22 protein-coding genes are annotated in these 26,837 nt (G+C 68.5%); 13 read left to right on the top strand and 9 right to left on the bottom strand.

The window, feature by feature from the left end; translation table 11 throughout:
* Positions 1–8: 8 nt before the first annotated feature.
* Positions 9–1,442 (bottom strand): flotillin family protein, encoded by a 1,434-nt coding sequence (locus tag PUN71_RS06650; RefSeq protein WP_043449672.1) that lies wholly within the window; start codon positions 1,440–1,442, stop codon positions 9–11.
* Positions 1,443–1,816: 374 nt separating this feature from the next.
* Here PUN71_RS06650 and PUN71_RS06645 point away from each other — a divergent pair, with 374 nt between their 5' ends.
* Positions 1,817–3,148, top strand: coding sequence for an MFS transporter (locus tag PUN71_RS06645; protein ID WP_277797776.1), 1,332 nt, complete (start codon positions 1,817–1,819; stop codon positions 3,146–3,148).
* Positions 3,149–3,153: 5 nt separating this feature from the next.
* Here PUN71_RS06645 and PUN71_RS06640 read toward each other — a convergent pair whose 3' ends face one another.
* Both PUN71_RS06640 and PUN71_RS06635 read right to left on the bottom strand, forming a co-directional pair.
* Positions 3,154–4,017 carry an SDR family NAD(P)-dependent oxidoreductase gene (locus PUN71_RS06640; RefSeq protein ID WP_277797775.1) on the bottom strand — a complete coding sequence of 288 codons (864 nt, stop codon included), beginning with the start codon at positions 4,015–4,017 and terminating at the stop codon, positions 3,154–3,156.
* A gap of 47 nt (positions 4,018–4,064) precedes the next feature.
* Positions 4,065–6,617, bottom strand: a complete 2,553-nt coding sequence (locus PUN71_RS06635) for an excinuclease ABC subunit UvrA (RefSeq protein ID WP_277797923.1) — start codon at positions 6,615–6,617, stop codon at positions 4,065–4,067.
* Between the two features lie 205 nt (positions 6,618–6,822).
* Here PUN71_RS06635 and PUN71_RS06630 point away from each other — a divergent pair, with 205 nt between their 5' ends.
* Positions 6,823–7,647 (top strand): DUF1206 domain-containing protein, encoded by an 825-nt coding sequence (locus tag PUN71_RS06630; protein WP_277797774.1) that lies wholly within the window; start codon positions 6,823–6,825, stop codon positions 7,645–7,647.
* A gap of 19 nt (positions 7,648–7,666) precedes the next feature.
* Here the strand turns inward: PUN71_RS06630 and PUN71_RS06625 are convergent, their stop codons facing one another.
* A complete protein-coding gene (locus tag PUN71_RS06625; RefSeq protein ID WP_277797773.1) occupies positions 7,667–8,500 on the bottom strand; it encodes an MBL fold metallo-hydrolase in 834 nt (277 codons plus the stop codon).
* 223 nt (positions 8,501–8,723) lie between these two features.
* Here PUN71_RS06625 and PUN71_RS06620 point away from each other — a divergent pair, with 223 nt between their 5' ends.
* Positions 8,724–9,452, top strand: coding sequence for an SGNH/GDSL hydrolase family protein (locus PUN71_RS06620; protein WP_277797772.1), 729 nt, complete (start codon positions 8,724–8,726; stop codon positions 9,450–9,452).
* A gap of 38 nt (positions 9,453–9,490) precedes the next feature.
* Here the strand turns inward: PUN71_RS06620 and PUN71_RS06615 are convergent, their stop codons facing one another.
* The gene (locus PUN71_RS06615) at positions 9,491–10,225 is read right to left on the bottom strand and encodes an SCO1664 family protein (RefSeq protein WP_277797771.1); all 735 of its coding nucleotides are present in this window, start codon (positions 10,223–10,225) and stop codon (positions 9,491–9,493) included.
* A gap of 25 nt (positions 10,226–10,250) precedes the next feature.
* Entirely contained in the window at positions 10,251–10,880 is a 630-nt protein-coding gene (locus PUN71_RS06610) for an MSMEG_4193 family putative phosphomutase (RefSeq protein WP_043449682.1), read from the bottom strand.
* A gap of 475 nt (positions 10,881–11,355) precedes the next feature.
* Here PUN71_RS06610 and PUN71_RS06605 point away from each other — a divergent pair, with 475 nt between their 5' ends.
* Genes PUN71_RS06605 through PUN71_RS06595 form a run of 3 tightly spaced genes read left to right on the top strand, consistent with a single transcriptional unit; the run spans position 11,356 to position 15,395 of the window.
* Complete coding sequence (locus PUN71_RS06605) at positions 11,356–12,744, top strand: sigma 54-interacting transcriptional regulator (protein ID WP_277797770.1); 1,389 nt, start codon at positions 11,356–11,358, stop codon at positions 12,742–12,744.
* A gap of 14 nt (positions 12,745–12,758) precedes the next feature.
* A complete protein-coding gene (locus tag PUN71_RS06600; protein WP_277797769.1) occupies positions 12,759–14,759 on the top strand; it encodes a vWA domain-containing protein in 2,001 nt (666 codons plus the stop codon).
* Positions 14,760–14,786: 27 nt separating this feature from the next.
* Entirely contained in the window at positions 14,787–15,395 is a 609-nt protein-coding gene (locus PUN71_RS06595) for a dihydrofolate reductase family protein (RefSeq protein ID WP_277797768.1), read from the top strand.
* A gap of 25 nt (positions 15,396–15,420) precedes the next feature.
* Here the strand turns inward: PUN71_RS06595 and PUN71_RS06590 are convergent, their stop codons facing one another.
* Entirely contained in the window at positions 15,421–16,752 is a 1,332-nt protein-coding gene (locus PUN71_RS06590) for a BNR-4 repeat-containing protein (RefSeq protein WP_277797767.1), read from the bottom strand.
* A 250-nt stretch (positions 16,753–17,002) separates the two neighbouring features.
* Here PUN71_RS06590 and PUN71_RS06585 point away from each other — a divergent pair, with 250 nt between their 5' ends.
* From PUN71_RS06585 to PUN71_RS06560, 6 genes are all read left to right on the top strand, one after another.
* Positions 17,003–17,941 carry a 5'-3' exonuclease gene (locus PUN71_RS06585; RefSeq protein WP_277797766.1) on the top strand — a complete coding sequence of 313 codons (939 nt, stop codon included), beginning with the start codon at positions 17,003–17,005 and terminating at the stop codon, positions 17,939–17,941.
* A gap of 197 nt (positions 17,942–18,138) precedes the next feature.
* Positions 18,139–18,654: a flavin reductase family protein gene (locus PUN71_RS06580; RefSeq protein WP_043454844.1), complete on the top strand. Its 516-nt coding sequence runs from the start codon at positions 18,139–18,141 to the stop codon at positions 18,652–18,654.
* A 128-nt stretch (positions 18,655–18,782) separates the two neighbouring features.
* Entirely contained in the window at positions 18,783–19,064 is a 282-nt protein-coding gene (locus tag PUN71_RS06575) for a hypothetical protein (RefSeq protein WP_277797765.1), read from the top strand.
* A gap of 79 nt (positions 19,065–19,143) precedes the next feature.
* Positions 19,144–19,722: a hypothetical protein gene (locus tag PUN71_RS06570; protein ID WP_277797764.1), complete on the top strand. Its 579-nt coding sequence runs from the start codon at positions 19,144–19,146 to the stop codon at positions 19,720–19,722.
* Positions 19,723–19,820: 98 nt separating this feature from the next.
* Positions 19,821–22,436: an ATP-dependent helicase HrpB gene (gene hrpB, locus PUN71_RS06565; RefSeq protein WP_277797763.1), complete on the top strand. Its 2,616-nt coding sequence runs from the start codon at positions 19,821–19,823 to the stop codon at positions 22,434–22,436.
* A gap of 151 nt (positions 22,437–22,587) precedes the next feature.
* A complete protein-coding gene (locus PUN71_RS06560; protein ID WP_167562179.1) occupies positions 22,588–22,737 on the top strand; it encodes a hypothetical protein in 150 nt (49 codons plus the stop codon).
* 18 nt (positions 22,738–22,755) lie between these two features.
* Here the strand turns inward: PUN71_RS06560 and PUN71_RS06555 are convergent, their stop codons facing one another.
* Positions 22,756–24,909 carry an amylo-alpha-1,6-glucosidase gene (locus PUN71_RS06555; RefSeq protein WP_277797762.1) on the bottom strand — a complete coding sequence of 718 codons (2,154 nt, stop codon included), beginning with the start codon at positions 24,907–24,909 and terminating at the stop codon, positions 22,756–22,758.
* A gap of 126 nt (positions 24,910–25,035) precedes the next feature.
* Complete coding sequence (locus PUN71_RS06550; RefSeq protein ID WP_277797761.1) at positions 25,036–25,725, bottom strand: alpha/beta hydrolase family protein; 690 nt, start codon at positions 25,723–25,725, stop codon at positions 25,036–25,038.
* Between the two features lie 68 nt (positions 25,726–25,793).
* Between PUN71_RS06550 and ligD the strand changes: the two genes are divergently transcribed.
* Entirely contained in the window at positions 25,794–26,816 is a 1,023-nt protein-coding gene (gene ligD / locus PUN71_RS06545) for a non-homologous end-joining DNA ligase (protein WP_277797760.1), read from the top strand.
* Positions 26,817–26,837 lie beyond the last annotated feature (21 nt).

The following is a 26,837-nucleotide window of genomic DNA, read 5'->3' as shown; positions in this document are numbered from 1 at the left end:
GCCTGCCTTTAGGGGGTGGGAGCCTTGGGGGGCCGTTTGGTGTCCTCACCCTTGCGCAGCGCGGACGCGAGGGCCGGCAGGTAATCGCCGGCCTGGGCCAGGATGCCGCCCAGCATTTTGTTGACGCCTTCGCCGCCGTTCAGCACCGTCATGTTGCCCACGTGCGAGAACGGCTCCGCTGCTGCGGCGATGATGGCGGGCATGTTCTCCGCAAGCTGCTGGGAGATGACGGCGTCCTGGTTCGTGCCCAGTGCCTCCGCCCGGGCTTTGATGCCGTCCGCCTCCGCCAGTGCCTTGGCCTTGATCGCGGATGCAGCGGCGTCGCCTTTCGCCCTGGTGGCGGCGGCCTCGGCCTCGCCCGTGACCTTCGTTGCACCGGCGGCGGCAGCCGCGGCCGTCGCATTTGCCTGGGCCTGCAGCTCGGTGCGGCGTGCGTTCGCCTGCGCCTCGAGTTCGGTGCGGCGGGCCAGCGCTTCGGCGGCGCTGATGTCAGCAGCCTTCTGGCCTTCAGCGTCCGTTCGCTTCGCGTAAGCCTTCGCGTCTGCGGGCTTGCGGATGCTCGTCTGCAGCTTCTGCTCTTCCCGGTCCGCCTCGAGCTTGGCCACTTCGGTTTCCTGCACCACCACCTGTTGCCGCGCGGTCGCCTCGGCCAGCGGCCCGGCCTGGGCGGCGTTCGCCCTGGCGCGCTCCGCATTGGCCTGCGCCACCGACTGCCGGATCGCCGAGACGCTTTGGGCGTCCGCAATCAGCGCCGCCGCTTCCGCCTCCTTCTCCGCCGCTTCCCGGTTCCGCGTGGCTTCCGCTATCCGGGCTTCCATCTTCACCTGGGCAATGTGCGGCTTTGCGATGTTCTGGATGTATCCGGTGGGGTCCTGCAGGTCCTTGATCTGCAGTGAATCCACCACCAGTCCCAGCTTTTCCATTTCCACCCCGCTGGCGCTGCGGACCTGGGAACCGAGCTTGTCCCGTTCCCGGATGATCTCCTCCACGGTCATGCTGCCGATGATGGACCGGAGGTGGCCCTCGAAGACGTTGTACACCTGGCTTTCCATCTTGGGCTGCTGGCCCAGGAAGCGCCGGGCCGCGTTGGCAATGAACGGCGGTGCATCACCGATCTTGTAGATCACCACGCCTTCAACAATCACCTGGATGCCCTGGGACGTCACGCAGGAAACCTTCAGTTCGGTTTCATTCAGTGTCAGCGACAGTGTCCGTACCGTCTGGAGACCTGGCAGGACCAGGGCGCCCTTGCCGGTGACGATCTTGAAATCCATTCCTGCCCGCGTTTCGAGGGTTCCCCGCGTCAGGCCCGAAATGATCAGGGCTTCATTGGGTTCAGCCACTTTCCACATCAGCTTGGTTGCCACCCAGATAAACCCGATGGCAACGAGCACACCAAGGATGATGGCAATAAGCGGATAGAACGGTGCGAAGTCCGGCATGACCAGGTCCTTTCAATGCCGTGAAACAGGCATCACGGTAAAGCCCCAATAAATGCAGCCGTCCATGCACCAGGCCATCAAAGTACCGTCAATTCCGCCGCGCCCGGCCAGCTGTTGTAGACAGTCTGATCGGGCCCCGGCCAAGAGTCCAGAGCCCGGTTGATATTTGCCTGCAGCAACCAAGACAGGCGTCCGACGGCGGCCCCGGCTGCGGGCCCGCCGGGCCCTTCCGCGGACCGTTGACACAGGCAACCGACCCTCGCACCATGAAAGGAGGATCCGCATTGCGGGTCCAGGGCCTGGCTTCACAATCCATGTCGCTGTATTTCGAAGCCAAGCCGGGCGTTCTACTGCATCAGACCAATGGAGTGATGATGAGTATTCAAGAAGTGACCCGGGAACAGGCCGTACGGCGGGCCACCGTGGCCAGCGTGGTGGGAACGACCATTGAGTGGTATGACTTTTTCCTTTATGGCACTGCCGCTGCATTGGTGTTTCCGCAATTGTTCTTCCCGGGGCAGGTAGCCTTTGCCGGCGTACTGGCGGCATTCGGCACGCAATTTGTCGGCTTTGTTGCCCGGCCCATCGGTGCAGCCATTTTTGGCCATTTCGGCGACCGGATCGGCCGCAAGACAACGCTTATGGCCACGCTCTTCCTCATGGCTTTCGGTACGGTACTGATCGGCTGCCTTCCCACCTACCAGAGCATCGGCGTGGCCGCCCCGGTCCTGCTGGTCCTGCTCCGTATCATCCAGGGGATCGGCGTCGGCGGTGAGTGGGGCGGCTCCGTCCTGCTGAGCATGGAATGGGGCAACCAGGACCGCCGTGGACTGTCGGCGTCCTGGCCACAGATCGGGGTGCCGCTGGGACTTGTCCTGTCCACCGGCGTCGTCCGGATCACCACCGCCGCAACCGGAACGGACGGCTTCCTGGCATACGGCTGGCGGATCCCGTTCATCCTGAGCATCATCCTGATCGGAGTGGGCCTCTTCGTCCGGCTGCGCGTCATTGAAAGCCCGGAGTTTGATGCAGTCCGCAAGTCCAACAAGGTGGTGCGGGCCCCGATCATCGAGGTGATCCGGCGCCAGCCCAGGGAAATCCTTCTTTCCGCCCTGGTACGGACCTCCGAGCAGGCTCCGTTCTACCTGTTCATTACCTTCGTCATCACCTATGCCACCAAGCAGCTGAAACTGGACAGCAACTCGATTCTTGACGACACCCTCATTGCAGCGGCCCTGGGGCTGGTCAGCGTTCCCTTGTTCGGGCGCCTTTCAGACCGGTTTGGCCGGCGCCGCGTCTACGGGACCGGCATCGTGCTGACGGCACTCTTCGCGTTCCCGTACTTCGGGCTGTTGAACACCCGTGACGCCTTGTGGGTGGGTGTCGCCATCGTGGTGAGCCTGGTCCTGCACGATATCCAGTACGGGCCGCAGGCCGCGCTGATTGCCGAGAGCTTTGACACGGACATCCGGTATACGGGTGCCGGGCTCGGCTACCAGCTGGCGAGCGTGGTTGCCGGCGGCCCTGCGCCCCTGATTGCCGCGGCCCTGCTGGCCAGCTACGGGAATTCGACCTCGATCTCGCTCTACATCATCCTTTGCTGCGTTATCGCGATGCTGGCGCTGATCTTCCTGCCCCGGGCCAAGGGAGCCTTGGCAAGGGACGCAGCCACCACGGTAAGGCCGGCCAGGCCGGGAATCCCGTAGCGTCGTCAATTCCCGGAGTGTCCCTCCACCACCGTGACGTCCAGGGGCATCCGGTTCCGCCGGCGGAGGCGGCCACGCAGGACGTTGCGCAGTCCGTGCGTCACCAGCCTCCGCCTGGTCAGGAACCGGTATTCCGGTGCATCGCCGGTGACCAGCCCAACGATCGGCCGGGCTGCTTCGCGTGCATCCTGGCCCCACAGCCCCACCACCACCTGCAGGGCCCCGAGCCGCTGCTCGTACCCGGCCTGTGATGACACCCGGCCCAGGAGATTTGTTTCCACCAGCCCGGGGTTCATGCCGTGCACCCGTACGCCGGTCCCCTTGGTTTCCAGGCGCAGGGTTTCGGTGAACTGCCGCACCCACCGCTTGCTCGAGGCATAGGCGTTCTGCAGGGCTACGGGTCCCTGGTCTCCCTGGCCGTAGAGGTTCACCAGGTCGCCGTGGCCCTGGGCAAGGAAGACCGGCAAAGCGACCCTCGCCCCGTGGAACGTGCCAAGGATGTTGGTGCGCACCACGCGGGTGAAGTCGTCCACGGGCGTGGACGCCGTCGGTCCGAACACCCCTGACGTCCCGGCGTTGTTCACCCAGATGTCCAGCGTTCCGCGGGCGAGGGCCTCGTCCCGGACCGCTTCCACGTCGGCCAGTACGCCGGTATCGCAGCGCCGTCCTGACGCCGTGATGCCCTCGGCCCGCAAGCGTTCGACGGCGGCAGCAACGGCGTCGGCCGATCGTGCCGCCAGCACCACGGCGGCACCGTGCAGGCCCAGCTCCCTTGCCATCGCAAACCCCAGCCCGCGGCTTGAGCCGGTGACCACCGCCACCCGGCCCCGAAGCTGGTCGTGCCGGGCTGCCGGCGTCCGGGAACGCATTCCTCAGTGATACGCGCCGGCGGGGAGGAGGGCAAGTGCGTGGCCTGCTATCTTTTGCGGGTGCCGGACCGGGCCTTGAGCGCGGCTGCAAGGTAGGGGGCGGTGCGGCTGGTGCGGGAACGCGCGACGGCGGCCGGGTTGCCGGCGGCGACAATCCGGCCGCCGGCGTCCCCACCGTCCGGGCCCAGGTCCATCACCCAGTCCGCCCCGGCCACCACGTCCATGGCGTGCTCCACCACGATCACTGTGTTGCCGGCGTCCACGAGGCGGTTCAGCTGCGCCACCAGGAGCTGGACGTCGGCCGGGTGCAGTCCCGTGGTGGGCTCGTCCAGCAGGTACAGGGTGTGGCCGCGCCTGGCCCGCTGCAGCTCCGTGGCCAGCTTGATCCGCTGCGCCTCGCCGCCGGACAGCTCGGTGGCAGGCTGGCCCAGCCGGAGGTAGCCCAGGCCCACGTCCTGGAGGGTGCGGAGGGAACGCGCAGCGGCGGGGATTCCGGCAAGGAAGCCGGCGGCCGCATTGACTGTCATGCCAAGGACCTCGGCGATATTCCTGCCCTGGTAGGTGACCTCCAGGGTTTCGGGGTTGTAGCGCGAGCCGTTGCATTCCGGGCACGGACCGTAGCTGCCGGGCAGGAAGAGCAGTTCCACGGCGACGAAGCCCTCGCCCTGGCATGTGTCGCAGCGTCCACCGGCCACATTGAAGGAAAAGCGCCCGGGCCCGAAACCCCGGCTTTTCGCCGCGTCCGTGGCGGCGAACTCCTTCCGGACGGCGTCGAACAATCCTGTGTAGGTGGCCAGGTTGGACCGGGGCGTGCGTCCGATCGGCTTCTGATCCACCGTGACGGTCCGGTCGATCCCCTCCAGCCCGGACACCTGCCCCACGCGGCCCGGGCCGCCGTCGCCGTCGCTCCTGCCCGGTTCGCCGGACCCTCCCGGGCTGTCCTCCGCGGCCTGCCGCGCACCGGCGGCATCGGCCAGTACCTTGCTGACCAGCGTGGACTTGCCCGAGCCTGAAACACCGGTCACGGCTGTCAGGACGCCGAGCGGGAAGGCGGCGTCCAGGTTGTTCAGGTTATGGCGGGTGATCCCGTGCAGGGCCAGCCACCCGGCAGCTTCCCGCGGCCCGTCATTGCCGGTGCCGCCGTCAGCGCTGAGTCCTGCGTGGCCGCCAGGGAACAGGAACGGCCGGGTCACGGACCCTTCCACCTCGTCCAGGCCCCGCACCGGGCCGCTGTAGAGCACCTGGCCGCCATCTTCCCCGGCGCGGGGACCGACGTCCACCAGCCAGTCGGCGCGGCGCACCACATCCATGTTGTGCTCCACCACGAATACGGAATTCCCCGAGGCCTTCAGCTGGTCGAGGACCGCCAGGAGCGGTTCGGCGTCTGCGGGGTGCAGGCCCGCCGACGGTTCATCCAGCACGTAGATCACTCCGAAGAGCCCGGAGCGGAGCTGGGTGGCGATCCGGAGCCGCTGCATTTCGCCCGGGGAGAGTGTTGGCGTGGCCCGGCTGAGGGCCAGGTAGCCGAGGCCGAGCTCCAGCAGGACGGTGATGCGCTGCAGGAGGTCCCGGGTGATGGCCACCGCCACTTCGTTCGACTCGGATGACTGTTTCCGTGAGGCGGTGCCCGGTGTGGCCAGCAGGGTGGTGGGGCGGATGATCCCAGCCAGGTCGGTCAGGGGCAGGGCGTTGAGCCCGGCGATCGTGTGCCCGGCGAACGTCACCGCGAGGGCGTCGAGCCGGAGCCCTGTTCCGCCGCACCGCGGGCACGGCCCGGTGTCCATGAACCGCAGCACCTTTTCCCGCATGGCAGGGCTGCCGGAGTCGAGCAGTGTGTGCATCACATAGCTCCTGGCACTCCAGAACCGGCCCTTGTACGGCTTGGCCACGCGGTCGCGCTGCGGCGTCACCTCTACTACGGGTTGCTCCTCCGTAAAGAGGATCCAGTCGCGGTCTTTCCGCGGCAGCTGCCGCCAGGGGATGTCCACGTCGTACCCCAGGTGCGTCAGGATGTCCCGCAGGTTCTTGCCCTGCCAGGCGCCGGGCCACGCAGCAATCGCGCCTTCGCGGATGCTCAGTGACGGATCCGGAACCAGCGACGCTTCCGTGACAGTGTGGGCGGTGCCCAGGCCGTGGCATTCCGGGCAGGCGCCGGCCGCAGTGTTGGGGGAGAAGGCATCGGAGTCCAGCGGCGGGGCCCCGGCGGGGTAGCTGCCGGCGCGGGAAAAGAGCATCCGCACCGAATTGGAGAGCGTGGTGACCGTTCCTACAGTTGAGCGGGTGCTGGCCGTGCCGCGGCGCTGTTGAAGTGCGACGGCGGGCGGCAGCCCCGTGATCTGTTCCACCTTGGGGTTGTGGCCCTGTTGAATGAGCCTGCGGGCGTAGGGTGCGACGGATTCGAGGAAGCGGCGCTGGGCCTCGGCGTAGATGGTGCCGAAGGCAAGGGACGACTTGCCGGAGCCGGAGACCCCGGTGAAGGCCACGATTGCGTCCCGCGGTACGTTCACGCTGACGTGCTTGAGGTTGTTTTCGCGGGCGCCACGCACCCGGACGAAGCCGCCTTCGCCGTGGCCGCCGGCCTCTGCGGGCAGGCCCGGCATCTGCAGGTTCAGGGCGGTCAGGTCGTCAAGGTTCTGTTCGGCATGCACCGCTTCGACTCTAGCCGCCATCCGGCTGTGGCCCGAACTCCAGGGATCTGTCGGGACGGGGCGGACGGAATTACACTGAATCATCCCGCAGGGACGGCAGGCAGCAGGTGCCACCCGGCGGGACCAACGATCAACTACATAGGTGGAAGGGCCGGCCATGGGCAACGCGTCGCAGGGAGCGAACAGGGCAGTATCCGAGGCCGCGTCGGCGAGCCGCAGCCCGGCCGTCCGTATCCTGGCCCGGGCCGGCTTTGTCTTCATCGGCCTGGTCCATATCCTGATCGGCGTCATCGCCCTGCAGTTGGACAGGGGCCAGGGCGGGGAAGCCGACCAATCCGGGGCCATCGGAACCCTGGCCTCCAAGCCCGGCGGCGGCATCCTGTTGTGGGTCGGGGCGGTGGCCTGCGCCGCGCTTGCCCTGTGGATGCTCAGCGAGGCGTTCTTTGGGGCCCGTGCCGAAACCGATTCCAAGAAGAAGCTGAAGGCGGCCGCCAGTGCCGCCGGCAAAGCGGTGGTCTTCGGGTTCCTGGCCTTCACCTTTGCGGTCTTTGCCTCCGGCGGCAGCAAGAACTCCAGCCAGTCGGCCAGTGATTTCACGGCAAAGCTCATGGGAGCCCCCGCGGGGGTGGTCCTCCTGATCGCCATAGGCCTGGCAATCATCGGCGCCGGGGTGTTTTACGCCTATCGCGGTGTGTCACGGAAGTTCATGAAGGACCTGCAGGACCCAGGCAGTGCCCGCACGGCCGTCGAGTGGCTCGGCGTCGTCGGGTACACGGCCAAGGGCGTGGTCCTCGCCGTCGTGGGAGTCCTGATCATCGTGGCGGCCGCAACGGCCGACCCCTCCAAATCCTCCGGCCTGGACGGCGGCCTGAAGACGCTTGGTGCACAGCCCTATGGCGTCTTCCTCCTGGCGGCCATTGCCGCCGGGCTCATCTGCTACGGCGTGTACTCAATGGCGCGGGCCCGGTACGGAAAGTTCTAGGTACGGCCCCCGCTGGGCTTTATCCCTGCTTCCCTGGTGGTCGGTTCCCTGATCCTCGGTCTCCCGATCCTCGCGGCGCGGCCCCTTCCTGGACGTCCAGGTCCGCCAGTGCGTCGGCCAGCGGCTTATGCAGTGCAGGACCGTGGCCGGGAAGGATGACGGATGCCTCCATGCCCGCCAGGTTCCGCAGTGCGGCAAACGCCCCGGCCGGATCGCTGTGGTACATGGCGTGCAGCATTTGCGGACCGGACTCCGGGCTGATGGGGTGTCCGGTGACGAACGAGTCGCCGACGGCGATGGCACCTGCGGCGGGGAAGAAGAGTGCCGCGTTGCCGGGTGTGTGGCCCGGCAGGCTGATGGCAACCGGGTGGCCGGGGAGGGCGCGGAGGGTTGCCGTGTCCCATGCCTCGGCCCGGGTTGCGGGCTTCGCCGACAGCGCCCCCGCCTGGATGACGTGGACCATCCAGCGCAGCACGCGGGGGCGCCACGCCCGGCAGAGGACCTGGCCAAAAGTCACCTGGTGTTTTTCCTGCCCCCGGACATGGGCCAGTTCTTCAGGCGCGCACAGGACCGGGGTTCCAAACGATTCCGAGAAGAAGGCCGCAGAGCCGGTATGGTCCACATGGCCGTGCGTAAGCAGCAGCGCAGCGGCGGCCGCCGGTTCCAGGCCCAGCCAGCGGAGCGACGCCAGGACGTGTTCGCGGTCCCCGGGGTAACCGCTGTCGACCAGAATGAAGTCCGATCCGGCCCGGACCACGGTCCAGTTGGAGGCCGGCCCCTCGACGAAGTAGACACCGGGTGCCGGTTCGGAGACGTTGGTTTCGGGGTTCCAGTCGATGGTTTGCCGCTGCACCCGTCAAGGGTAGCCCGCCGCGAACCGGGCCTCCCGGACCTTTGGCCCCCGAGAGCGTCCCTGGAGCGGAAATTCCTGTGCAGTCGCTGTGGATCCTTTGATCCTGGCCGCCCAAGCCATAAAGTATTTCCACCATTGCCTACGATGGGACAGGGACAAAGGACAGATTGGCGGCCGCCGGCCGCCGCGGGACCTTCGATGATTCCAGGCAGGAGGCGGCACCATGCAACACAGTGTGCTGCTGCACAGGCATCCCGGCCGGCTTGTGGCCGCGGGTGCCGTTGGCCTCGCGCTCGCCGTCACGTCGGGAAGCACCGCCCAGGCCCCGCCACTTGCCGCTGCCGCGCCGCCGGTCCGCGTCGTGGTCGTGGGGGACTCGCTCAGCACCGGCCACGGCACCTCACCGCAGCAGGCGTGGCCGGCTTTGATCCGGAAGGACCCGCTGGGCGCCGGCCTGGAGGTCGTCAACGCCGCCCAAAACGGCAGCGGTTACCTCAGCCCCGGTGATTTCGACGGTACGTTCGGCACCGAAGTAGAAGACTTCGTCACCCCGGACACCGGCATCGTTGTGTTCTTCGGCTCTGAAAACGACCTTGGCTATGCGCCTTCGGACGTGGGCGAGGCCGCCCTGGCGGCGATGGACCGTGCGGAGGCCCTGGCGCCCGAAGCGAAGATCATCGTGGTGGGGCCGCCGTCGTACTCTGCAGACCCTGACCCCGCGCTCGTGGACATCAGCGGGCAGCTCAAGTCCGCGGCCCGGGAGGCGGGCGGTGAGTTCGTGGACCCCATCGCCGAGGGCTGGATCAGCGATGACTTCGACGACCTGATCGGCCCCGACGGCGACCACCCCACGGTGCTGGGACAGCACTACCTGCTGGAGCACATCGGGGCCTACCTGGAACAGGTGGCTCCGGCGGCTGCCGCCGCCAAGGGGCACCCGGAAGCGCAGTGAGGCCGCTTCCCCAGGCCAGATAGCTCAGGCCAGATACCTCAGACGAGCGGCCAGGGGTAGCGCATCCCGGTCCGGTCGACGGGAAGGGTCTTGTCCTCCAGTATGTGCTGGACCCTGCGGCGCAGGGACGCCGCTTCGGCAGGGTCGAGCAGCGCGGCCACGTCCAGCGGAACCTCGACGGCGAGCGGGCTGATGTCCTCAAGGAGGGGCTCCGGAACGGGATCGCCGGCGAAGTCCCAGATCACGGTGCGCAGCTTGAAGGGGGCGGAGAAGCAAAGTCCATGGTCGATGCCCCAGATATGCCCGTCGGCGCCGCGCAGGACGTGGCCGCTTTTGCGGTCGGTGTTGTTCGCCACGTAGTCAAACAGGGCTATCCGGGCCAGCGCCGAGTGGGTTTCCGGAGCATCCGCGTAGAGGGTGAAGTAATGCTCCTGCTGGTCGCCCTCGATGAACCACTGCAGCGATCCGACGCCCAGGGGTGCGTCCGTCCGGACTACCGTGGGCGGCACAATGCCCCACCCGAGTGCTTCGCTGAGGAGGTAAGCGGCGCGCTCCCGGCGGTACAGGCCGGCGTCGAAATCCGCCAGCGGCCGTTCCCCTGCCTCCGGCTTGTACACCGCCCAGGTTGAATCGTCGCCGCGCGTCACTTCGGCAAGGAAGGTGGCATTGCTGCCGGTCACGATGCGCCCCAGCAACTCGACGCGGCCCTCAGTGAGGAGGGTCAGTTCGCGGCCGGACACCGCGCGCCCCCGGCGGCTGAGCGCCTCGTCCATCCGTCCGGCACCGGCAGGTAAGGCGTCATGCCGGCCTCAGCCCGCTCAACGGGTCCGCCGTCGAGTTCACCGTCAGCACGGCGGGCGCCTGGCCATCGGCGTAGGAAATCGCAGAGACCGACGCCGGGCTGATGAAGATCCGCTGGAAGAGGTCAAGGTGGGTGCCCAGGGCGTGGGCAACGGCCGCTTTGATGGGGTCGGCGTGCGAGAAGCAGACCACCACCCCGCCCCGGTGGGCGGCGCGGAGGTCCTCCAGCGTGCTGACCATCCTGGCCTGCATTCCGGAGAACGATTCGCCGTTGGGAAACCGGAAGACCGACGGGTTGTGCTGCACTGTCTGCCACTCCGGCAGGCTGCCGAGGCCGGAGAGCTCAGCTCCGGTCCAATCGCCGAAGTCGCATTCCAGGAGCCCGGCTTCTTCCGTGACCGCCACTCCGGAGCGGGCGGAGGCCGGCTCCGCGGTCTCTCTGGCGCGTTCCAGCGGCGAGGAGTAGATGGCGTCCACCGGAAGACCGGAAAGGCGGCCGGCAACGGCGTCGGCCTGCGCGCGTCCGCGCTCGGACAGATGCAGCCCGGGGGCCCGGCCAGGCAGGACCTTTCCCGTAGTGGGGGTCTCACCGTGCCGCACCAGGAGGATCAGCGTGTTCTGTGTCATCGGGTCTAAGCGTAGCCGCGAGGGGGCCCCGTGCCGAGCTTGCGGGGTGCGGGGAGCGGCAAGCGGTAGCCGCGAGGGGGCCCCGTGCCGAGCTTGCGAGGTGCGGGGAGCGGCAAGCGGTAGCCGCGAGGGGGCCCCGCGCCGAGCTTGCGGGGTGCGGGGAGCGGGGAGCGGTAGCCGCGAGGGGGCCCCGTGCCGAGCTTGCGGGGTGTGGGGAGCGGCAAGCGGTAGCCGCGAGGCATCTATGCGGCGCAGATTCCCTGGCGCGCACTATATGTGGGTCGCGAAAAGGAATGTGCGCGTCACAGGTGGAGGCGCGTGTCGGGGAGTCGGATGCGCGTCACAGGTGGATGTGCGCGTCGGGGAGTGGGGTCCGCGGCGGAAGCTGCCGGGCCGCCGTCGTTCCCTCAAATGCGCTGCGGGGAATCTGGAGGAATCTATCGATTAGCCGCAGGACCGGGCTTACGGTAGAGGAGTGACTGATCGCCCCGATATCTATACCGTTGGTGAACTGCGTGCGGCAGGCCACGTCCAGAAGGACCTGCGCCACGAAATCCGCGACAACCTCCTGGCCGCCCTGTCTGCCGGCAGGGACCCGTGGCCGGGCCTCTTCGGTTTCAGCCGGACCGTGATTCCGCAACTCGAGCGGGCCCTCATCGCCGGGCACGACATTGTGCTGCTGGGCGAGCGGGGACAGGGCAAGACCCGCCTGCTCCGCACCCTGGCGGGGCTGCTGGACGAGTGGTCGCCGGTGATCGAGGATTCGGAGCTGAATGAGCACCCGTTCGATCCGATCACGGAGCAGTCCCGCGCCCGCGTGCTGACCGAGGGTGACCGGCTCCGGATCGCCTGGCGGCACCGTTCCGAACGCTACGTCGAAAAGCTTGCCACCCCCGACACCTCCGTGGCCGACCTCGTGGGCGATGTCGACCCGATGCGGGTGGCTGAGGGCCGCCGCCTGGGAGACCCGGAAACCATCCATTACGGGCTGATACCCCGCTCCAACCGCGGCATCATTGCCATCAACGAACTTCCCGACCTCGCCGAACGCATCCAGGTGGCCATGCTCAACGTCATGGAGGAGCGGGACATCCAGATCCGCGGCTATGTGCTGCGGCTGCCGCTGGACGTGCTGGTGGTTGCATCGGCCAACCCGGAGGACTACACCAACCGCGGCCGCATCATCACGCCCCTGAAGGACCGGTTTGGAGCCGAGATCAGGACGCATTACCCGATCGAGCTGGAGGACGAGGTGTCGGTCATCCGCCAGGAAGGCCAGCTGGTGGCGGACGTACCGCCGTTCATCCTGGAAATCCTGGCACGCTACACCAGGGCGTTGCGGCAGTCCCCGGCCATCAACCAGACTTCCGGCGTGTCCGCGCGGTTCGCTATTGCCGGTGCGGAGACGGTGGCCGCGGCCGCCTTGCGCCGCGCAAGCCTGCGGGGCGAGGACCAGCCAGTGGCCCGGATCATCGACCTGGAGCCGGCCGTGGAAGTCCTGACCGGCAAAATCGAGTTCGAATCCGGCGAGGAAGGCCGCGAACAGGGAATCCTTGACCACCTCCTGCGCACCGCTACCGCGGAAGCGGTCAGGGCCCACTTCCAAGGCCTTGACATGGGTCCGCTCGTGGCCGCCCTGGACGGCCACCGCACCGTCACCACCGGGGAACAGGTCACGGCGCAGGAATTCCTGGGCAACCTGCCCTCGCTGAACGGCTCCGGCCTCTACGACGAAATAGGCCGGCGCCTGGGTGCAACGAATGAGGGACAGCTGGCGGCCGCCGTCGAATTGGCCCTCGAAGGCCTCTACCTCGGCCGCCGGATCTCCAAGGAATCCGACGACGAGGAAACCATTTACGGCTAGGCACGGGAGGCAGCATGGCCATCCACAAGCGGTCCGCCAGGTACGGCCGCTACACCGGCGGACCCGATCCGCTCGCCCCGCCGGTAGACCTGGCCGAGGCGCTCGACGCCGTCGCCGAAGACGTGATGGCAGGCTATTCGCCCCGCCATGCCCTCCAGGAGTTCCTGCGGCGCGGCGGCCGGAACCGGGACGGGCTGGACGACCTTGCCCGGCGGGTCCAGCAGCGCCGGCGCGACCTGCTCAGCCGGCACCGCCTGGACGGCACCCTGGACGAGGTGAAGAAGCTCCTGGACACCGCGGTGCTGGAGGAGCGCAAGCAGCTGGCCCGCGACGCCATGATGGACAACACCGACCGTGCCTTCCGGGAGATGCAGCTGCAGAACCTGCCGGCTTCCACGGCCGCGGCGGTCAACGAACTGGCATCCTACGACTGGCAGTCAGGCACGGCCCGGGAAGCCTACGACCGGATCAAGGACCTGCTGGGCCGCGAAGTCCTCGAGCAGCGGTTTGCCGGGATGAAGCAGGCGCTGGAGTCCGCCACGGACGAGGACCGTGCAGCGGTGAACGCCATGCTGCGGGACCTCAACGAATTACTGGCGAAGCACCGGCGCGGGGAAGACACCGATGCCGATTTTCAGGAATTCATGGCCAAGCATGGCCAGTTCTTTCCGGAGAATCCGCAGTCGGTGGAGGAACTGGTGGACGCGCTTGCCCAGCGCGCCGCGGCCGCCCAGCGTCTCCTGCAGTCGATGTCCCCTGAGCAGCGCGATGAGTTGATGCGGCTGTCCGCGCAGGCCTTTGGTTCGCCGGAGCTGATGGACCAGCTCAGCCAGCTCGACGCCACCCTCCAGGCCCTGCGCCCGGGCGAGGACTGGACGGGCTCGGAACGGTTTGAAGGACAGGAGGGGCTGGGCCTGGGCGACGGCACCGGGGTGCTGCAGGACCTCGCCGAGCTCGACGAACTGTCCGAGCAGCTTTCCCAGTCCTATAACGGCTCCAGGCTCGATGACCTGGACCTGGACGCCCTTGCCCGCCAGCTGGGGGAAAATGCGGCCGTGAGTGCCCGCACCCTGGCGGAGATCGAGCGGGCCATGCAGGACGGCGGGTACCTCCGGCGGGGTGCCGACGGTGACCTGCGGTTGTCGCCCCAGGCCATGCGCCGGCTCGGGAAGTCGCTGCTGCGCGACACGGCGCGGCAGCTGTCCGGACGGCAGGGAAACCGGGATACCAGGACGGCAGGGGCAGCCGGTGAGCAGACCGGCTCCAGCCGGCAGTGGGAGTTTGGGGATGCCGAACCCTGGGACGTCACCCGCACCATGACCAATGCCATCCGGCGTACCATGGCCGACGGCGGCGACCCGGCCCGGGGATTGCGCCTGGCCGTCGACGATATCGAAGTGTCCGAAACGGAGGCCCGAACCCAGGCCGCGGTGGTCCTGCTGGTGGATGTTTCCTTCTCGATGGCGGCGGAGGGCCGGTGGGTGCCGATGAAGCGGACCGCGCTGGCCCTGCACCACCTGGTGTCCACGCGTTTCCGCGGCGACCGGCTGCAGCTGATCACGTTCGGCCGCTACGCGCAGTCCATGGACATCGGCGAGCTCACGGCGCTGCCCGCGCTCCGCGAACAGGGGACCAACCTGCACCACGGGCTGCTGCTGGCCGGCAGGTTCTTCCGCCGGCACCCGTCCATGCAGCCCGTCCTGCTGGTGGTGACCGACGGTGAACCCACCGCCCATCTTCTGCCTGACGGAGACTCCTGGTTCAACTGGCCGCCCGATGCGGAGACCATCCGCGCCACCGTTGCCGAGCTGGACCGGCTGGGCCGGTCCGGCGTCCACACCACATTCTTCCGCCTGGGCAACGACCCCGGCCTCGAGAGGTTCATCCAGCGGATGGCCCGGCGCGTGGATGGCCGTGTGGTAGCGCCGGAGGTGGGCGACCTGGGCGCCGCGGTGGTGGGCGAGTATCTCCGCGCCCACGTCCGGAGCGCCTACGCCGACGGGGACTGGTTCTAGGCAGCTTCCGGGCATAAGGTGGCCGGCATGGGTCAGTTGATGGTGGATTTGATCATCACATTGGACGGCTGCGCTTCCGGCGAGGGGTGGCCGGGCTGGTGGGGCCTGGAGGGGCCGGAGTACCTGGCCTGGCTCGAGCAGGAGGCAGGCCGGGAGCGCACATACCTGATGGGAGCCAACACCTACCGCCTCATGTCCGGCATGTCCGCCGACGCCGCGGGTGCAGGCGGGGAATATTCGGACAACGAAAGCGCCTCCCTGACGGGCCTTGCCGCCGTTCCCAAGATGGTGTTTTCGTCCAGCCTGGCGGAGCCGCTCCAGTGGCCGAACTCGAGTCTGGTGGCCGGGGACGCCGTCCAGGCCGTGGGGCGCCTGAAACAGCAGCACCCGGGGCTGCTCAGCACCCTCGGCAGCCTCAGCCTGTGCCGGTCACTGGTGGCCGCCGGCCTGGTGGACCGGTTCCGGCTGGTGGTCTTCCCCTTGATCACCGGGCGCACCGGAAGTGAACGGATCTTCGAAGGCTACCCCGATGTCGCCCTGGACATGGTGGACAGCAGGACCTTTGACGGCCGTCTGCAGTTGCTGGAGTACGTCCCGCGGGTGATCGACGGTCCTCCCCGCGGCGGCGCGGAGTAACACGGCGCTGGCGTCCCGGTGTGGGTCACCGGGCCTGTTGCAGAACCACGACCTCGGTTTGGTAGGCCTGGGATGACCGCATGCTGCCGCGGAACCAGCACACCACGTGGACGTCCGGGTCTCCGGGCGGAACGATCGGCCGGAGGTTGTCCTCCCGGGATTGCGACGTGATTGCCTCCCATTCCCACGTCCGCCCCTCGTCCCGGGTCCGTCCGCGGTAGATCTCGTAGTGGCCGGTGGCTTCCCCGGACCGCGGATCGACGGGCGTGGAGACGCACACGGTGTCCAGGTCGTAGGGGTCCACGGCCCCGAGGCCGGTGTAGTCCTGCTCATGCGGGAGCAGGCCCGGGCCTGCGACGGCGAGGTGGGACAGGTTCCACTGCACGCCGTCAAAGCGGGCGTACAGCAGCCGGTGGTCATCGACGTCGAGCCTCTGTTCCCGCTCCAGGGCACCGTTCACATCGTTGGCCCGGCAGCTGATGATCGCCGCAAGCCGGGCCCCCTGGCCGCGGAGGTCAACCGTCCAGCCATGTGTCAGGACGTCCCCGCCCAGCTCGGTGCCGGCTTGGAAGACGGTGGTCAGGGCGTCCTGGTTGACGCCCGGTGAACCGACCAGCGGCTTGCCGGCCACCCTTCCCTCGGCATCGTGCAGCGCCCCACCCCGGATGAATCCGTGATAGATGCTGTTGTTGAAGTCGCGGGGATGATGATCGGTGGTGATGAGGTCGATGCGGTCCAAGCCGTTGCCGGCGTACCGGGTGTACCCGTTGACGTAGCCCACCTTGGGCCGGGTGAAGAGCTTGCCTGCATACTGCCAGGTACTTCCGTCGTCGTCCGAAACCAGCATGCAGGGGTCGTCGTTGATGGCGCGGACAAAGTTGTAAACACGGGCCTCGGCATCCAGCCGGTGCAGGTTCGAGTAGGTTGCGCCACGGCCGCCGGCCAGCCCGGTCCAGTCGAAGCATTGTTCTTCGCTCCATTCCGAGGCGTCGTGCGGCCGGGCAGAGACCCGCCAGCGGGAATAGTTGTCCGTCTTGTGCCTGGCATACATGGCCAGGTAGCGCCCGTCAGGCCTGATCAGCAAGGCCGGGGCGTCATGGTCATCCGGCTCCAGCCTGTGGTGCAGGACGTGCACGCTGCTCTGCCCGGAGGCCAGGTCAAGCACCGAAAGCTCTATGTTGCCGCCCCGGCTGTCCCCGCCGGGACCTTCCGGAGCGGCCACAGATCCCACCAGCAGCGTGTTGCTGACCGGGTCCACGAGGGCGCGTTCGTCCTGGAACCAGCACCATGCGCCGTTGTCGTTGATGATGGTCGGCTGCGCGGGCACGGCACGTCCGCCGTCAAGGCTGGATGTCATTCCGACATCGTCACGTACCTTTGGCGGCGGGTCAACGGGAAACCGGTATCCGGGCACCGCTGCATTCGGAAGCTGTTGCATTGATGACCCGCCTAAAGTACGTGAACAACGGTCCGGACCCGGGCCGCCGTTGGGCCTGCCCGGCCTGGGGTTCACCTCGGCCTCTTTCCGGGCTGACACGGGCCACGGTTCCTGCCGCACCGTGGCCACCTTCCGTGCCAGGACCCAACTTCCGTGTCAGGATCAAGGTATGCCCCAGCGCCTCATGCTGCTCGACACTGCGTCCCTGTACTTCCGTGCCTTCTACGGCCTGCCGGACACCATCCGGCGCCCGGACGGAACGCCGGTCAACGCCGTCCGCGGCCTGCTGGACATGATTGCCCGTCTCAGCGCCGACTACCACGCCACCCACCTGGTGGCCTGCTGGGACGATGACTGGCGACCGCAGTGGCGCGTGGACCTGCTCCCCACCTACAAAGCCCACCGGGTGGCCGAGGCGGTTCCGGACGGCGCCGACATCGAGGTGGTGCCCGAGGGCCTCCAGGCACAGCTGCCCATGATCCGCCACGTGCTGGAGTTGGCGGGGATCGCCATCGTCGGGGCGGCCCGTCATGAGGCCGACGACGTCGTGGGCACCTATGCGAGCCACGCAGGCTGTCCCGTGGACGTCGTCACGGGCGACCGCGACCTGTTCCAGGTCTGCGACGACGAGCGTGCGGTCCGCGTGATCTACACAGCCCGCGGGATGAAGAACCTTGAGGTCATCACGGAGGAAACGGTGGTGGCCAAATACAAGGTCCTGCCGCAGCAGTACGCCGATTACGCCACCCTCCGGGGGGACGCCTCGGACGGCCTGCCCGGTGTTGCCGGGATCGGCGAGAAGACGGCAGCGTCCCTGCTGCTCAGGTACGGCACCCTCGAGCGGCTGCTCGCGGCGGCCGATGACCCGGGCGGCGGCGTCGCCGCGCCTGTCCGGGCCAAACTGTCAGCGGCGGGCCCGTATCTTGAAGCAGCGCCCGCCGTCGTGCGCCTGGTACGCAACCTTGAGCTGCCCACCCTGGAGGAAGCGGGCGCGCAGCTGCGTCCCGTGACAGGTGGGCGGCGCACCGAGCTGGAGCAGCTTGCCGTCGACTGGAACCTCGGCGGCTCCGTCCGGCGCCTGCTCGCCGCGCTGGATTCGCTTGGATAGCACTTTTCCCGCCTCCAGCGAGGGTCCAGGGTGCGTTAAGCAGTGACACAAAAGTGCTTCGGGAACGGGAAGCGGATGACGCCGGATGTCCGGGAATGACACTGCGTTTCGGTCCGCGTCGGCCCATGTCAGGCGGGTTGAACCGGCGGATTTGGTGATGGTTTGGTGAGGTAACGATCCAGACGAGAGGCCTTTCCATGACAGTTACTTCAGATCTCGCACCACGCCGGCTTCGCGATATTTTCGGAACCTTCGCCAGTGGCCTGACGGTGATCACGGGTTCGACGCCCGGCGGTCCCGCCGGATTCACCTGCCAGTCGTTCGCGTCGTTGTCTCTGGAACCGGCGCTGGTCACCTTCAGCCCGGCCCGTACCTCAACCACCTGGCCCGCCCTGCGCGACGCCGGCTCGTTCACCATCAACATCCTCCCGGCGGAACAACAGCACCTCGCAGGGCAGTTCGCCCGGTCCGGGGCGGACAAGTTCGCAGGCGTCAGCCATGCGCCCTCGCCGCTTGGCAACCCGGTGCTGGACCAGGCGCTGGCCTGGATCGACTGCGAAGTGCACGCAGAGTACGACGGCGGTGACCACACCATCGTGGTGGCGGCCGTGCGGCACCTTGATGCCCGGCACGACGCGCACCCCCTGCTGTTCTTCAAGGGGCAGTACGCCGGCCTCGCCCCGGCGCAGCGTCTCCTCGAAGCGGCGGGCTGAATCCGGCCACCACCGCAGCCCGTCCGTTCGACGCCGCCCGTCATGCCCTTGCCATGAAGCCATCAGGTAGTAAGCTTGCTGAGCATTACTAGTAAGCTTGCTGATTAAACCGGATGGGAGCAGGAGCCATGGGAGCGATTTTCGGTACGGCCCTGTCAGTCATGCTGACCGTAGGCGGAGCAGCCGCAGCCGCGGGCGGGCAATACCGCCTGGCCGGACACGTTCTCCTTGGACTGGGGATTGGCCTGCTGGCGGCCACCGTCCTGCGCGCAGGTGCCCGGATGCTGCTCGCACGGCAGGCAACCCGGGCCCGGAACGCCCGGCTGGAGCCGGCCGCTCCTGCCACGGTGACAGTTCTGCCCGTCCGTTCCGCGTCCGCCATACCGCTGCGGGGCCGGCATGCAGCCTGAGGTGGCAGTGCCCACAGGGCCGGCAGTGCCTACGGGACCGGCAGTGCCTACGGGACCGCACAGTGTCCAGGGGGCACCGGTGCTGCTGTCCGCAACCGCACATCCAACAGCCGGTCCCCGTCGCGGCGTCCGCGGCGTCGTCATCCTGTGCTGTGCCCTGCTGGCAGGGCTCCTGGTGGCCGGCGCGGCAGGGTTCCGTCCCGGCGTCAGTGAAGAGAGTGTGCTGCGGGGGTTCCAGGTCCGGGTGCTGAGCATCAGCCAGGCCGCGGCGGAGAACAGGATGGACGGGGCGCTGGCCGCACTCCAGGCCCTGGAGAAGGACTTGAACGAGGCAGCGGCGGCCGGCCGCCTGTCTGCTGCGAGATACCGCGGCATCGAGACTGCCCTCGCCGCGGTCCGGGCTGACATCGCCACCCAGGTGGCGGCTGCGGCGCCGGCGGCGCCCACCGCCACGGCACCGAACGCTGCCGGGGCGGCTCCTCCACTGGCCGAGACCGCCGGCACCAATCCCGCTCCCGCTGCACCTGAGGTTCCTGCCGCAGCACCGGAACCGGCGCCTGCCCCGCAGGGCCCGGGTTCGCAGGCGCAGGACGGCTCCCAGGGGCAGGACGTGGCCAAGGAAGCCAAGGGGAAGGGCAAAGGCCAGGGCAAACCCTGACCGAAGCCCTGGCCGAGGCGGAAAGGGCCGGCTCCCGCAACGGGTGGAACTGCAGGGCCACTGCCGCCCGGGGGGAGTGGTCAGGGCAGAATGGATGGATGATTCCTCCTGACGGCACCTCCGGCGACGGCTTCGACCTCGGGGCGATCGGTGCCGGGCTCGCCTTCGAAAACTCCCTTGGTGTCCTGGAAGCGGCCCTCCGGGGAGGCGGTTCGCCTGGCGCCGCCGTCGTCCAGGCCCCGCCGGGAACAGGCAAGACCACGCTGGTCCCTCCGCTGCTCGCAAATCTTTACGGCCGGTCCGGCCGTGTGGTGGTCACCCAGCCGCGGCGCGTGGCCGCCCGGGCAGCCGCCCGGCGCCTCTCTGCGCTTGACTGCAGTAATGCTGCCCGCCGCGTCGGCTACACGGTCCGTGGGGAACGGCAGGCCGGGCCGGAGACGGTGATTGAATTCGTCACCCCGGGCATCCTGGTGCGCCGCCTGCTGGCCGACCCGGGGCTCGACGGCACTGCCGCCGTCGTCCTGGACGAAGTCCACGAGCGGGGCCTGGAAACAGATCTCCTGGTGGGCATGCTCGCCGAGGTCCGTGCCCTGCGCGGCAACCTCGCCGTCGTCGCCATGTCCGCCACGCTGGACGCGCCCCGCTTCGCGGCCCTGCTGGGGGATCCCGACGGCGGCCAGCCGGCGCCCGTCGTCGACTGTCCTTCCGTGAACCATCCGTTGGACGTGCAGTGGCTCCCCGCTCCGGCTCCCCGGCTGGACGCCAGGGGAGTGGCGCGCGGTTTCCTTGACTTTGTCGCCGCCACGGCCGCGGACGCCCATGCCCGGGCTCTTCGCACTGACGGCTCCGTGGATGCGCTGGTCTTCCTGCCGGGCGCCAGGGAGGTCTCCCTTGTTGCCGGGGCATTGCGCAGCAACCCGGGCAGCCACGCTGACGTCCTGGAACTGCATGGCCAGGTGGGGGCAGCCGAGCAGGACAGGGCGGTATCGGGGCGCGGGCCCGGGGACCGCCCCCGCATCATCGTCTCCACCGACCTCGCCGAATCCTCCCTGACGGTGCCGGGGGTCCGGCTGGTCATCGACTCCGGGCTGGCCAGGGAACCCCGGAGGGACTCCGGCCGGGGCATGAGCGGCCTGGTCACTGTTTCCTGTTCCCGGGCGTCGGCCGACCAGCGCGCGGGGCGTGCCGCGCGGCAGGGCCCGGGGAAAGTGGTGCGCTGCTACTCGCAGCAGGCGTACGGGGCCGCACCCGCGCACGTCACTCCGGAAATCAACGTCGCGGACCTGACCGGCGCCGCCCTCACCCTCGCCTGCTGGGGCGCCCCGGGCGGGAAGGGGATTGTCCTGCCGGACCCGCCTCCCCGCCAGGCCATGGCGGACGCTGTGGAAGTGCTCCGGGAGCTCGGTGCGGTATCCGGCGATGGCCAGGTGACGGCAGCGGGACGAGCCCTTGCCGGGATACCCGCGGATCCGCGGCTTGCCCGCGCACTGCTCGACGGCGGCACCTCCGCCGGGGGCCGGTTTGCCGCCGGGGTGGTGGCGGCACTCTCCGGAGACCACCGTGCACCGGGCGCCGACCTGCCCCGCCTGCTCTCCCAGCTCCGGGCCGGCGGCCAGGCGGGACAGCGCTGGGCGGAAGAAACCAGGCGGCTCGCTGCCCTGGCGGGCCGGCACCAGGCCGGCGCCGGCCCGGTTGCCGCCGACGCCGGCACAGACGCGGAGGCGGTGGGCGCCGTCGTCGCCCTCGCCTTTCCGGACCGGGTGGCACGCCGCGTCCCCGGCGGCGGGGACGCCGGGCAGTACCTGCTGGCGTCAGGGACGCGTGCCGGGCTGCCTGCCGGCAGCAGCCTGTCGGGCCACGAGTGGCTTGCCGTGGCCGAAGTGTCCCGGGCGGAAAGCCGGGATGCGGCCGGAACCGGTGCCGTGATCCGGGCCGCCGCCCCCATTCCGCCCGGCACCGCCGAAAGGGCGGCGTCCCATCTTCTGGTGGACGCGGTGGACGCGGAATTCACCGATGGCAGGCTGTCAGCGCGGAGGACCAGGAAGCTGGGATCCATCGTGCTCTCCTCCACCCCGGTGCGCCCCTCGGCCGAACAGGGCAGGCAGGCCGTGGCGGCCGCGCTGCGGTCCGGAGGGCTGGCGGCACTGCCGTGGTCGACGGCGGCGGACGCCTTCCGGCGCCGGCTCGCGTTCCTGCACCGGGAGCTGGGGGAGCCGTGGCCTGATGTGTCCGCGGCAGCCCTGCTGGACCGGCTGGATGAATGGCTGGGGCCTGAGCTGGAAGAACTTGCCGGCGGCAAACCTGTTTCCTCGATCGACCTGGCAAACCCCCTGCGCCGGCTGTTGCCGTGGCCTGAGGCGGTCCGGCTGGACGAGCTCGCGCCTGAAGCCTTGGCGGTTCCCAGTGGCTCCACGGTCCGGATCGACTACCCGGACCCGGACGACGGCGGTGCAGCACCCGTGGTGGCGGTAAAACTGCAGGAGTGCTTCGGACTGGCCGAGTCGCCGAGGCTGCTGGACGGCCGCGTGCCGGTCCTGTTCCATCTCCTGTCCCCGGCCAGGCGTCCGCTCGCCGTGACGGATGACCTGACCTCGTTCTGGTCCGGCCCGTATGGCCAGGTGCGCGCGGAAATGCGCGGCCGCTACCCCAGGCATCCCTGGCCCGAGGATCCGTGGTCGGCGCCGGCCACCGCACGGACCAAGCAGCGGAAATAGCTGTACTCCGCCGATCCTGCCAGGTGGTGGGCCGGCACGTGAGTTAACCGATACACGGCCGAAACCTCACGTGCCCCCGATGAAACATGGGCTGGCTAGGCTCCTTCCCACGTGGACGGTGTTGTCCACCCCCTCCCAGGAAGGACCGAACATGTTTCCCTTGAATACCCTGAACCTGCTGCTGGACGGCCGCCATGACGAGGACAGGCGGGCCCGGGAAGACACTTCCCCGGAGGCTTTCCCGGCCGGGCGCCTCACCTCCGCCGCGTGGGAAGGGTGGTGGCTCGAGGACGCCGCCTAGCGGCCGGCGGTCCCGGCGCTACCCCAGCAGCCCCGTTTCCGCCATGAGTTCGGTGAGCCAGGGCCGGTGTTCGCGGTGGAAGGTGATGCCCTCGGGAAGCCCCTGCACCGTGGCCTCCGAGCCGACAACATCGATGGTCATCCGGCTTCCGGCGATGGGTGCGTTGGTCAGGTGGACGTCCCCATAGGATTCGGGCAGGACGGGGTCCAGCCAGAAACCGCCCCGTGACACGTGCGCGTCGTACCGCATCAGGCTGGTGATGAGCATGATGGGCGTGGTCGCCGCCCACGCCTGGGGGGAACAGGCCGTGGGATAGGGGACCGGCTCACTGACCTGCTCCCTGCTGAATCCGCAAAAGAGCTCAGGCAGCCGGCCGTCGGAAAATTCGGCGGCCTCCAGCAGGGCGGTGGAGATCCGCTGTGCCTCTTCCACGAACCCGTAGCGCAGCAGCCCCGCAGCGATGATGGCGTTGTCGTGGGGCCATACCGACCCGTTATGGTAGCTCGCCGGATTGTAGGCGCCCATGTCGGTTCCCAGCGTCCGGATGCCCCAGCCGCTGAACATCTCGGGCGACATCAGCCGCTCCACCACTGCGGAAACCTTGTCGTCATCCACGATGCCGTGCCACAGGCATTGACCCATGTTGGAGGCACAGGCATCCACCTGCTTTTTGTCACGGTCCAGGGCAACAGCGAAGTAGCCACGCTCCGGCAGCCAGAACTCATCGTTGAACTTCTTCTTCAGCCGCTTGGCCTCGCCGGTGAGCTGCGCCGCGAGAGGCTCGTCCCCCGCGTCGTAAGCCATCCACGCGCGGGACAGCAGCGCGCTGTAGACCAGGGCCTGGACCTCGCAAAGTGCGATGGGCGGTTCGGCCAGCCTGCCGTCGGCGAAGTTGATGCCGTCCCAGGAGTCCTTCCAGCCTTGGTTGACCAAGCCCTGGTCGTTGAGGCGGGAATACTCCACGAACCCGTCGCCGTCCTTGTCCCCGAACTCCCGGACCCAGTCCAGGGCCCGGTCTGCGTGGGGGAGCAGGGCGGCAATGGTGTCCCTGGCGAAGCCCCAGCGGCTCACCGAGCCCAATGCCATGACAAATTGCGGGGTGGCGTCGACGCTGCCGTAGTAGACGGACTTGCCGCCCAGGGCGAGCCCGCTGGAAACCCCCAGCCGTACTTCGTGCAGGATCTTCCCGGGTTCTTCCTCGCTCATCGGGTCGACGACCTTGCCTTGCCTGTCCGCGAGCGTCTGCAGCGTGCCCAATGCCAGGGAAGGGTCCACGGGCAAGGCCATTTCGGACGCCCAGAGCGAGTCGCGGCCGAACAGCGTCATGAACCACGGCGCGCCTGCCGCCACCACGATCCGCTCCGGATGGGCGGGGTCCTGGATCCGGAGCGCGCCGAGGTCGTCGTAACTGCGCCGCAGCGTCCTTTCGATGGACCGGTTGCCCATGTGGAGCTTGGGGATCTTTTCCACCCATTCCCGCCGCCGGCGGTCGCTGGGGGACATGTCAGGCGCCGTGGGGTGCCGGTGCGACGACGCCGGGGCCGGTTCATCGCCGCTGACCGGGACCACGCTGAGCTGCCTGCTCCAGTGCCCGTGCGGCGGCACCAGTGCCTCGTAGGTCAGGACGTCGGGGGTGGCGACGGCGCCCTCTGCATGCACGAAGACCCGTTTGAGGACGTCGTGCCATACCGCGCTGATGGTCAGGGAGTCGCCCTCATGGCTGCGGGATTCCTCCCAGGTCCTTTGAATACGCGCCTCCTTCACTTCGAACAGGTCGGCGAAGTCGGATTCGGCCCGGACGGAGACGGTGCAGTTTTCCGGCTCGGACGAATAGTTCCGGATGGTGATCCGTTCCGACACTCCGGCCGCTACCTCGCGCAGGCGTTCCACGACCAGCGGGCTGTCCGCATAACCATCCGACCGGGGTACCCGGCCGATGAACAGGGCGCGGTAGGGCTCCTTCACGTCAGCCGCCAGCGGCTCCAGCGGCTTGCCGTTCACCCGCAGGTCCCAGCGGGAAAGGATGCGGGTATCTTCATGGAAGACACCGTGGGGATGCTCGGGGTGGATGTCCCCGTTGGGGAGCGAGATGCAGAAACAGGACCCTTCCACGAGGGTGATGTTTCCGGCTCCGACCGGACCGGCAGCAGTGTCAGCATTCCAACCAGCCATCGCCGGTCCTCCATCGATAGATGTTGCCGGGGCCGACGGTCAGGACAGAGGGAGGCGCCGCCGCAACCCCACACATCAGACGCTACGCCGTTGGCCCCCAACGTGTAAGGGGCCGGCCTGCAACCGTCAGGCCGGCCCTCCGCCGCGGGCCGCGATGAAGCCGGCCACGGGTGCGGCCAGAGATGCGCCTGCCTCGTCGGCGGGCCGTTTCATTCCCGCCACCGCGAAGGAGTGGTCGCCGCCCTCCACCCACTGCAGCACGGCGTTGGGCCCGATGCGGGATACAACGCCAGCCAGGAGGCCGGGCGTGGCGAAGGGGTCGCGGGTGCCCTGCAGGAACAGCATGGGCGTGGGCAGCCCGTAGAGGTGTTCGTCGCGGAGCTTTTCGGGCTTGCCGGGAGCATGCAGCGGGTAGCCGAGGTACACCAGGCCCGCAGCGGCCATGCCGTCGGCAACGGCCATGGACGCCATCCGTCCGCCGAACGACTTGCCTGCAGCCCAGACCGGCCCGCGGTCCCCGTTGGCTTCGGCCTGTGCCTGGGCGGTGTCCATTGCTGCACGCCACGCGGCAATGGCCACCGGAGGGCGGTCAGGGAATTTACGTCCCGCCTCCCGGTAGGGGAAATTGAAGCGCAGGGTGGCCAGGCCCAGGCTGTTCAGGGCATCACAAAACCCGCGGAGGAACGGATGCTCCATGCCGGCTCCGGCGCCGTGCGCCACCACCACGGTGGCGGTGGGTGCCTTGGGGCGGGCGTAGACGGCGGAAAAGGTGGCGTCACCGGCGGCGACGGTGAGCTGCTGATCGGATGCGGGCATGGCTCCATCATGCCGGAGGGCGGCAGGATATGCCGGTCAGCGCCGGTGACCGGGTGTACGTTGTCCCCATGGCGAGTGAACAGACCACCATCACCGTTCCAGGTCCCAACGGCGGACGCGAGATGCGCATTTCCAGTCCCAGCCGGGTCCTGTGGCCCGATCTGGGGCTGACCAAGCTCGACCTCGCCCGCTACATCTGCGACGTGGGGGAGGCCTTCATCGCCGCAAACGGCGACCGGCCCGTGTCACTGCAGCGGTACCCGGACAACATCGACGGTGAGATGTTCTTCTCCAAGAATCCGCCGAAAGGCACGCCGGACTTCGTCAGGTCCGTCAAGGTGGTGTACCCCAGCGCCCGGTCCCATCCCCAGCTGGTCCTGGACGAACCTGCCGCCGCCGTCTGGGCCGTCCAAATGAACACGGTGGTCTTCCATCCATGGCCGTCCCGGGCCGAAAACACGGACAACCCCGACCAGCTGCGGATCGACCTGGACCCGCAACCCGGCACGGACTTCGGTGACGCCGTTCCCGCGGCGCTGGTCCTGAAAGACGTCCTGGCCGAGGCGGGGCTCGGGGCGTTCATCAAAACCTCCGGCAACCGGGGCCTGCATGTCTACGCACCCATCGACCCCGTACGCGAATTCCTGGACGTCCGGCACGCGGTCATCGCGGCGGCACGGGAGGTGGAGCGCCGGATACCGGACCAGGTGACCACCGCGTGGTGGAAGGAAGAACGTGGCCGGCGTGTGTTCCTGGACTTCAACCAGGCCAACCGCGACCGCACCATCGCCGGCGCCTACAGCCCAAGGGCCCTCCCGCATGCCCCGGTGTCCTGTCCCCTCACCTGGGACGAACTCGGGCATGCCGATCCTAAGGACTTCACTATCCTGACCGTGCCCGACCGGCTGAAGACGGCGGGTGACCCCTGGGCTGATTTTGGTGCCAACCCCGGCAGCATCGACGTCCTGCTCGAATGGTGGGACCGGGACTGCAAGGCCGGGCTGGGGGAGCTGCCCTTCCCGCCGGACTATCCCAAGATGCCCGGCGAGCCGCCAAGGGTCCAGCCGAGCCGGGCGAAGAAGCAGGACTGACCCCGCCCCGGGGCGCTTTGG

This window comes from Arthrobacter sp. NQ7 (assembly GCF_029581595.2).
Taxonomy (GTDB): Bacteria; Actinomycetota; Actinomycetes; order Actinomycetales; family Micrococcaceae; genus Arthrobacter; species Arthrobacter phenanthrenivorans_B.
Note: the sequence above shows the minus strand (reverse complement) of the source record. Positions and strands in the feature narration are given on the sequence as shown.

Bases quoted from the DNA above. Each gene is read 5' to 3' on its own strand.
- PUN71_RS06590 (WP_277797767.1), bottom strand. From the start codon at position 16,752: ATGACATCCAGCCTTGACGGCGGACGTGCCGTGCCCGCGCAGCCGACC.
- PUN71_RS06610 (WP_043449682.1), bottom strand. From the start codon at position 10,880: ATGACACAGAACACGCTGATCCTCCTGGTGCGGCACGGTGAGACCCCC.
- PUN71_RS06630 (WP_277797774.1), top strand. From the start codon at position 6,823: ATGGGCAACGCGTCGCAGGGAGCGAACAGGGCAGTATCCGAGGCCGCG.
- PUN71_RS06620 (WP_277797772.1), top strand. From the start codon at position 8,724: ATGCAACACAGTGTGCTGCTGCACAGGCATCCCGGCCGGCTTGTGGCC.
- PUN71_RS06560 (WP_167562179.1), top strand. From the start codon at position 22,588: ATGTTTCCCTTGAATACCCTGAACCTGCTGCTGGACGGCCGCCATGAC.
- PUN71_RS06585 (WP_277797766.1), top strand. From the start codon at position 17,003: ATGCCCCAGCGCCTCATGCTGCTCGACACTGCGTCCCTGTACTTCCGT.
- ligD (WP_277797760.1), top strand. From the start codon at position 25,794: ATGGCGAGTGAACAGACCACCATCACCGTTCCAGGTCCCAACGGCGGA.
- PUN71_RS06645 (WP_277797776.1), top strand. From the start codon at position 1,817: ATGAGTATTCAAGAAGTGACCCGGGAACAGGCCGTACGGCGGGCCACC.
- PUN71_RS06575 (WP_277797765.1), top strand. From the start codon at position 18,783: ATGGGAGCGATTTTCGGTACGGCCCTGTCAGTCATGCTGACCGTAGGC.
- PUN71_RS06600 (WP_277797769.1), top strand. From the start codon at position 12,759: ATGGCCATCCACAAGCGGTCCGCCAGGTACGGCCGCTACACCGGCGGA.
- hrpB (WP_277797763.1), top strand. From the start codon at position 19,821: ATGATTCCTCCTGACGGCACCTCCGGCGACGGCTTCGACCTCGGGGCG.
- PUN71_RS06550 (WP_277797761.1), bottom strand. From the start codon at position 25,725: ATGCCCGCATCCGATCAGCAGCTCACCGTCGCCGCCGGTGACGCCACC.
- PUN71_RS06650 (WP_043449672.1), bottom strand. From the start codon at position 1,442: ATGCCGGACTTCGCACCGTTCTATCCGCTTATTGCCATCATCCTTGGT.
- PUN71_RS06580 (WP_043454844.1), top strand. From the start codon at position 18,139: ATGACAGTTACTTCAGATCTCGCACCACGCCGGCTTCGCGATATTTTC.
- PUN71_RS06640 (WP_277797775.1), bottom strand. From the start codon at position 4,017: ATGCGTTCCCGGACGCCGGCAGCCCGGCACGACCAGCTTCGGGGCCGG.
- PUN71_RS06635 (WP_277797923.1), bottom strand. From the start codon at position 6,617: ATGCCGGGCCTGCCCGCAGAGGCCGGCGGCCACGGCGAAGGCGGCTTC.
- PUN71_RS06555 (WP_277797762.1), bottom strand. From the start codon at position 24,909: ATGGCTGGTTGGAATGCTGACACTGCTGCCGGTCCGGTCGGAGCCGGA.
- PUN71_RS06595 (WP_277797768.1), top strand. From the start codon at position 14,787: ATGGGTCAGTTGATGGTGGATTTGATCATCACATTGGACGGCTGCGCT.
- PUN71_RS06615 (WP_277797771.1), bottom strand. From the start codon at position 10,225: ATGGACGAGGCGCTCAGCCGCCGGGGGCGCGCGGTGTCCGGCCGCGAA.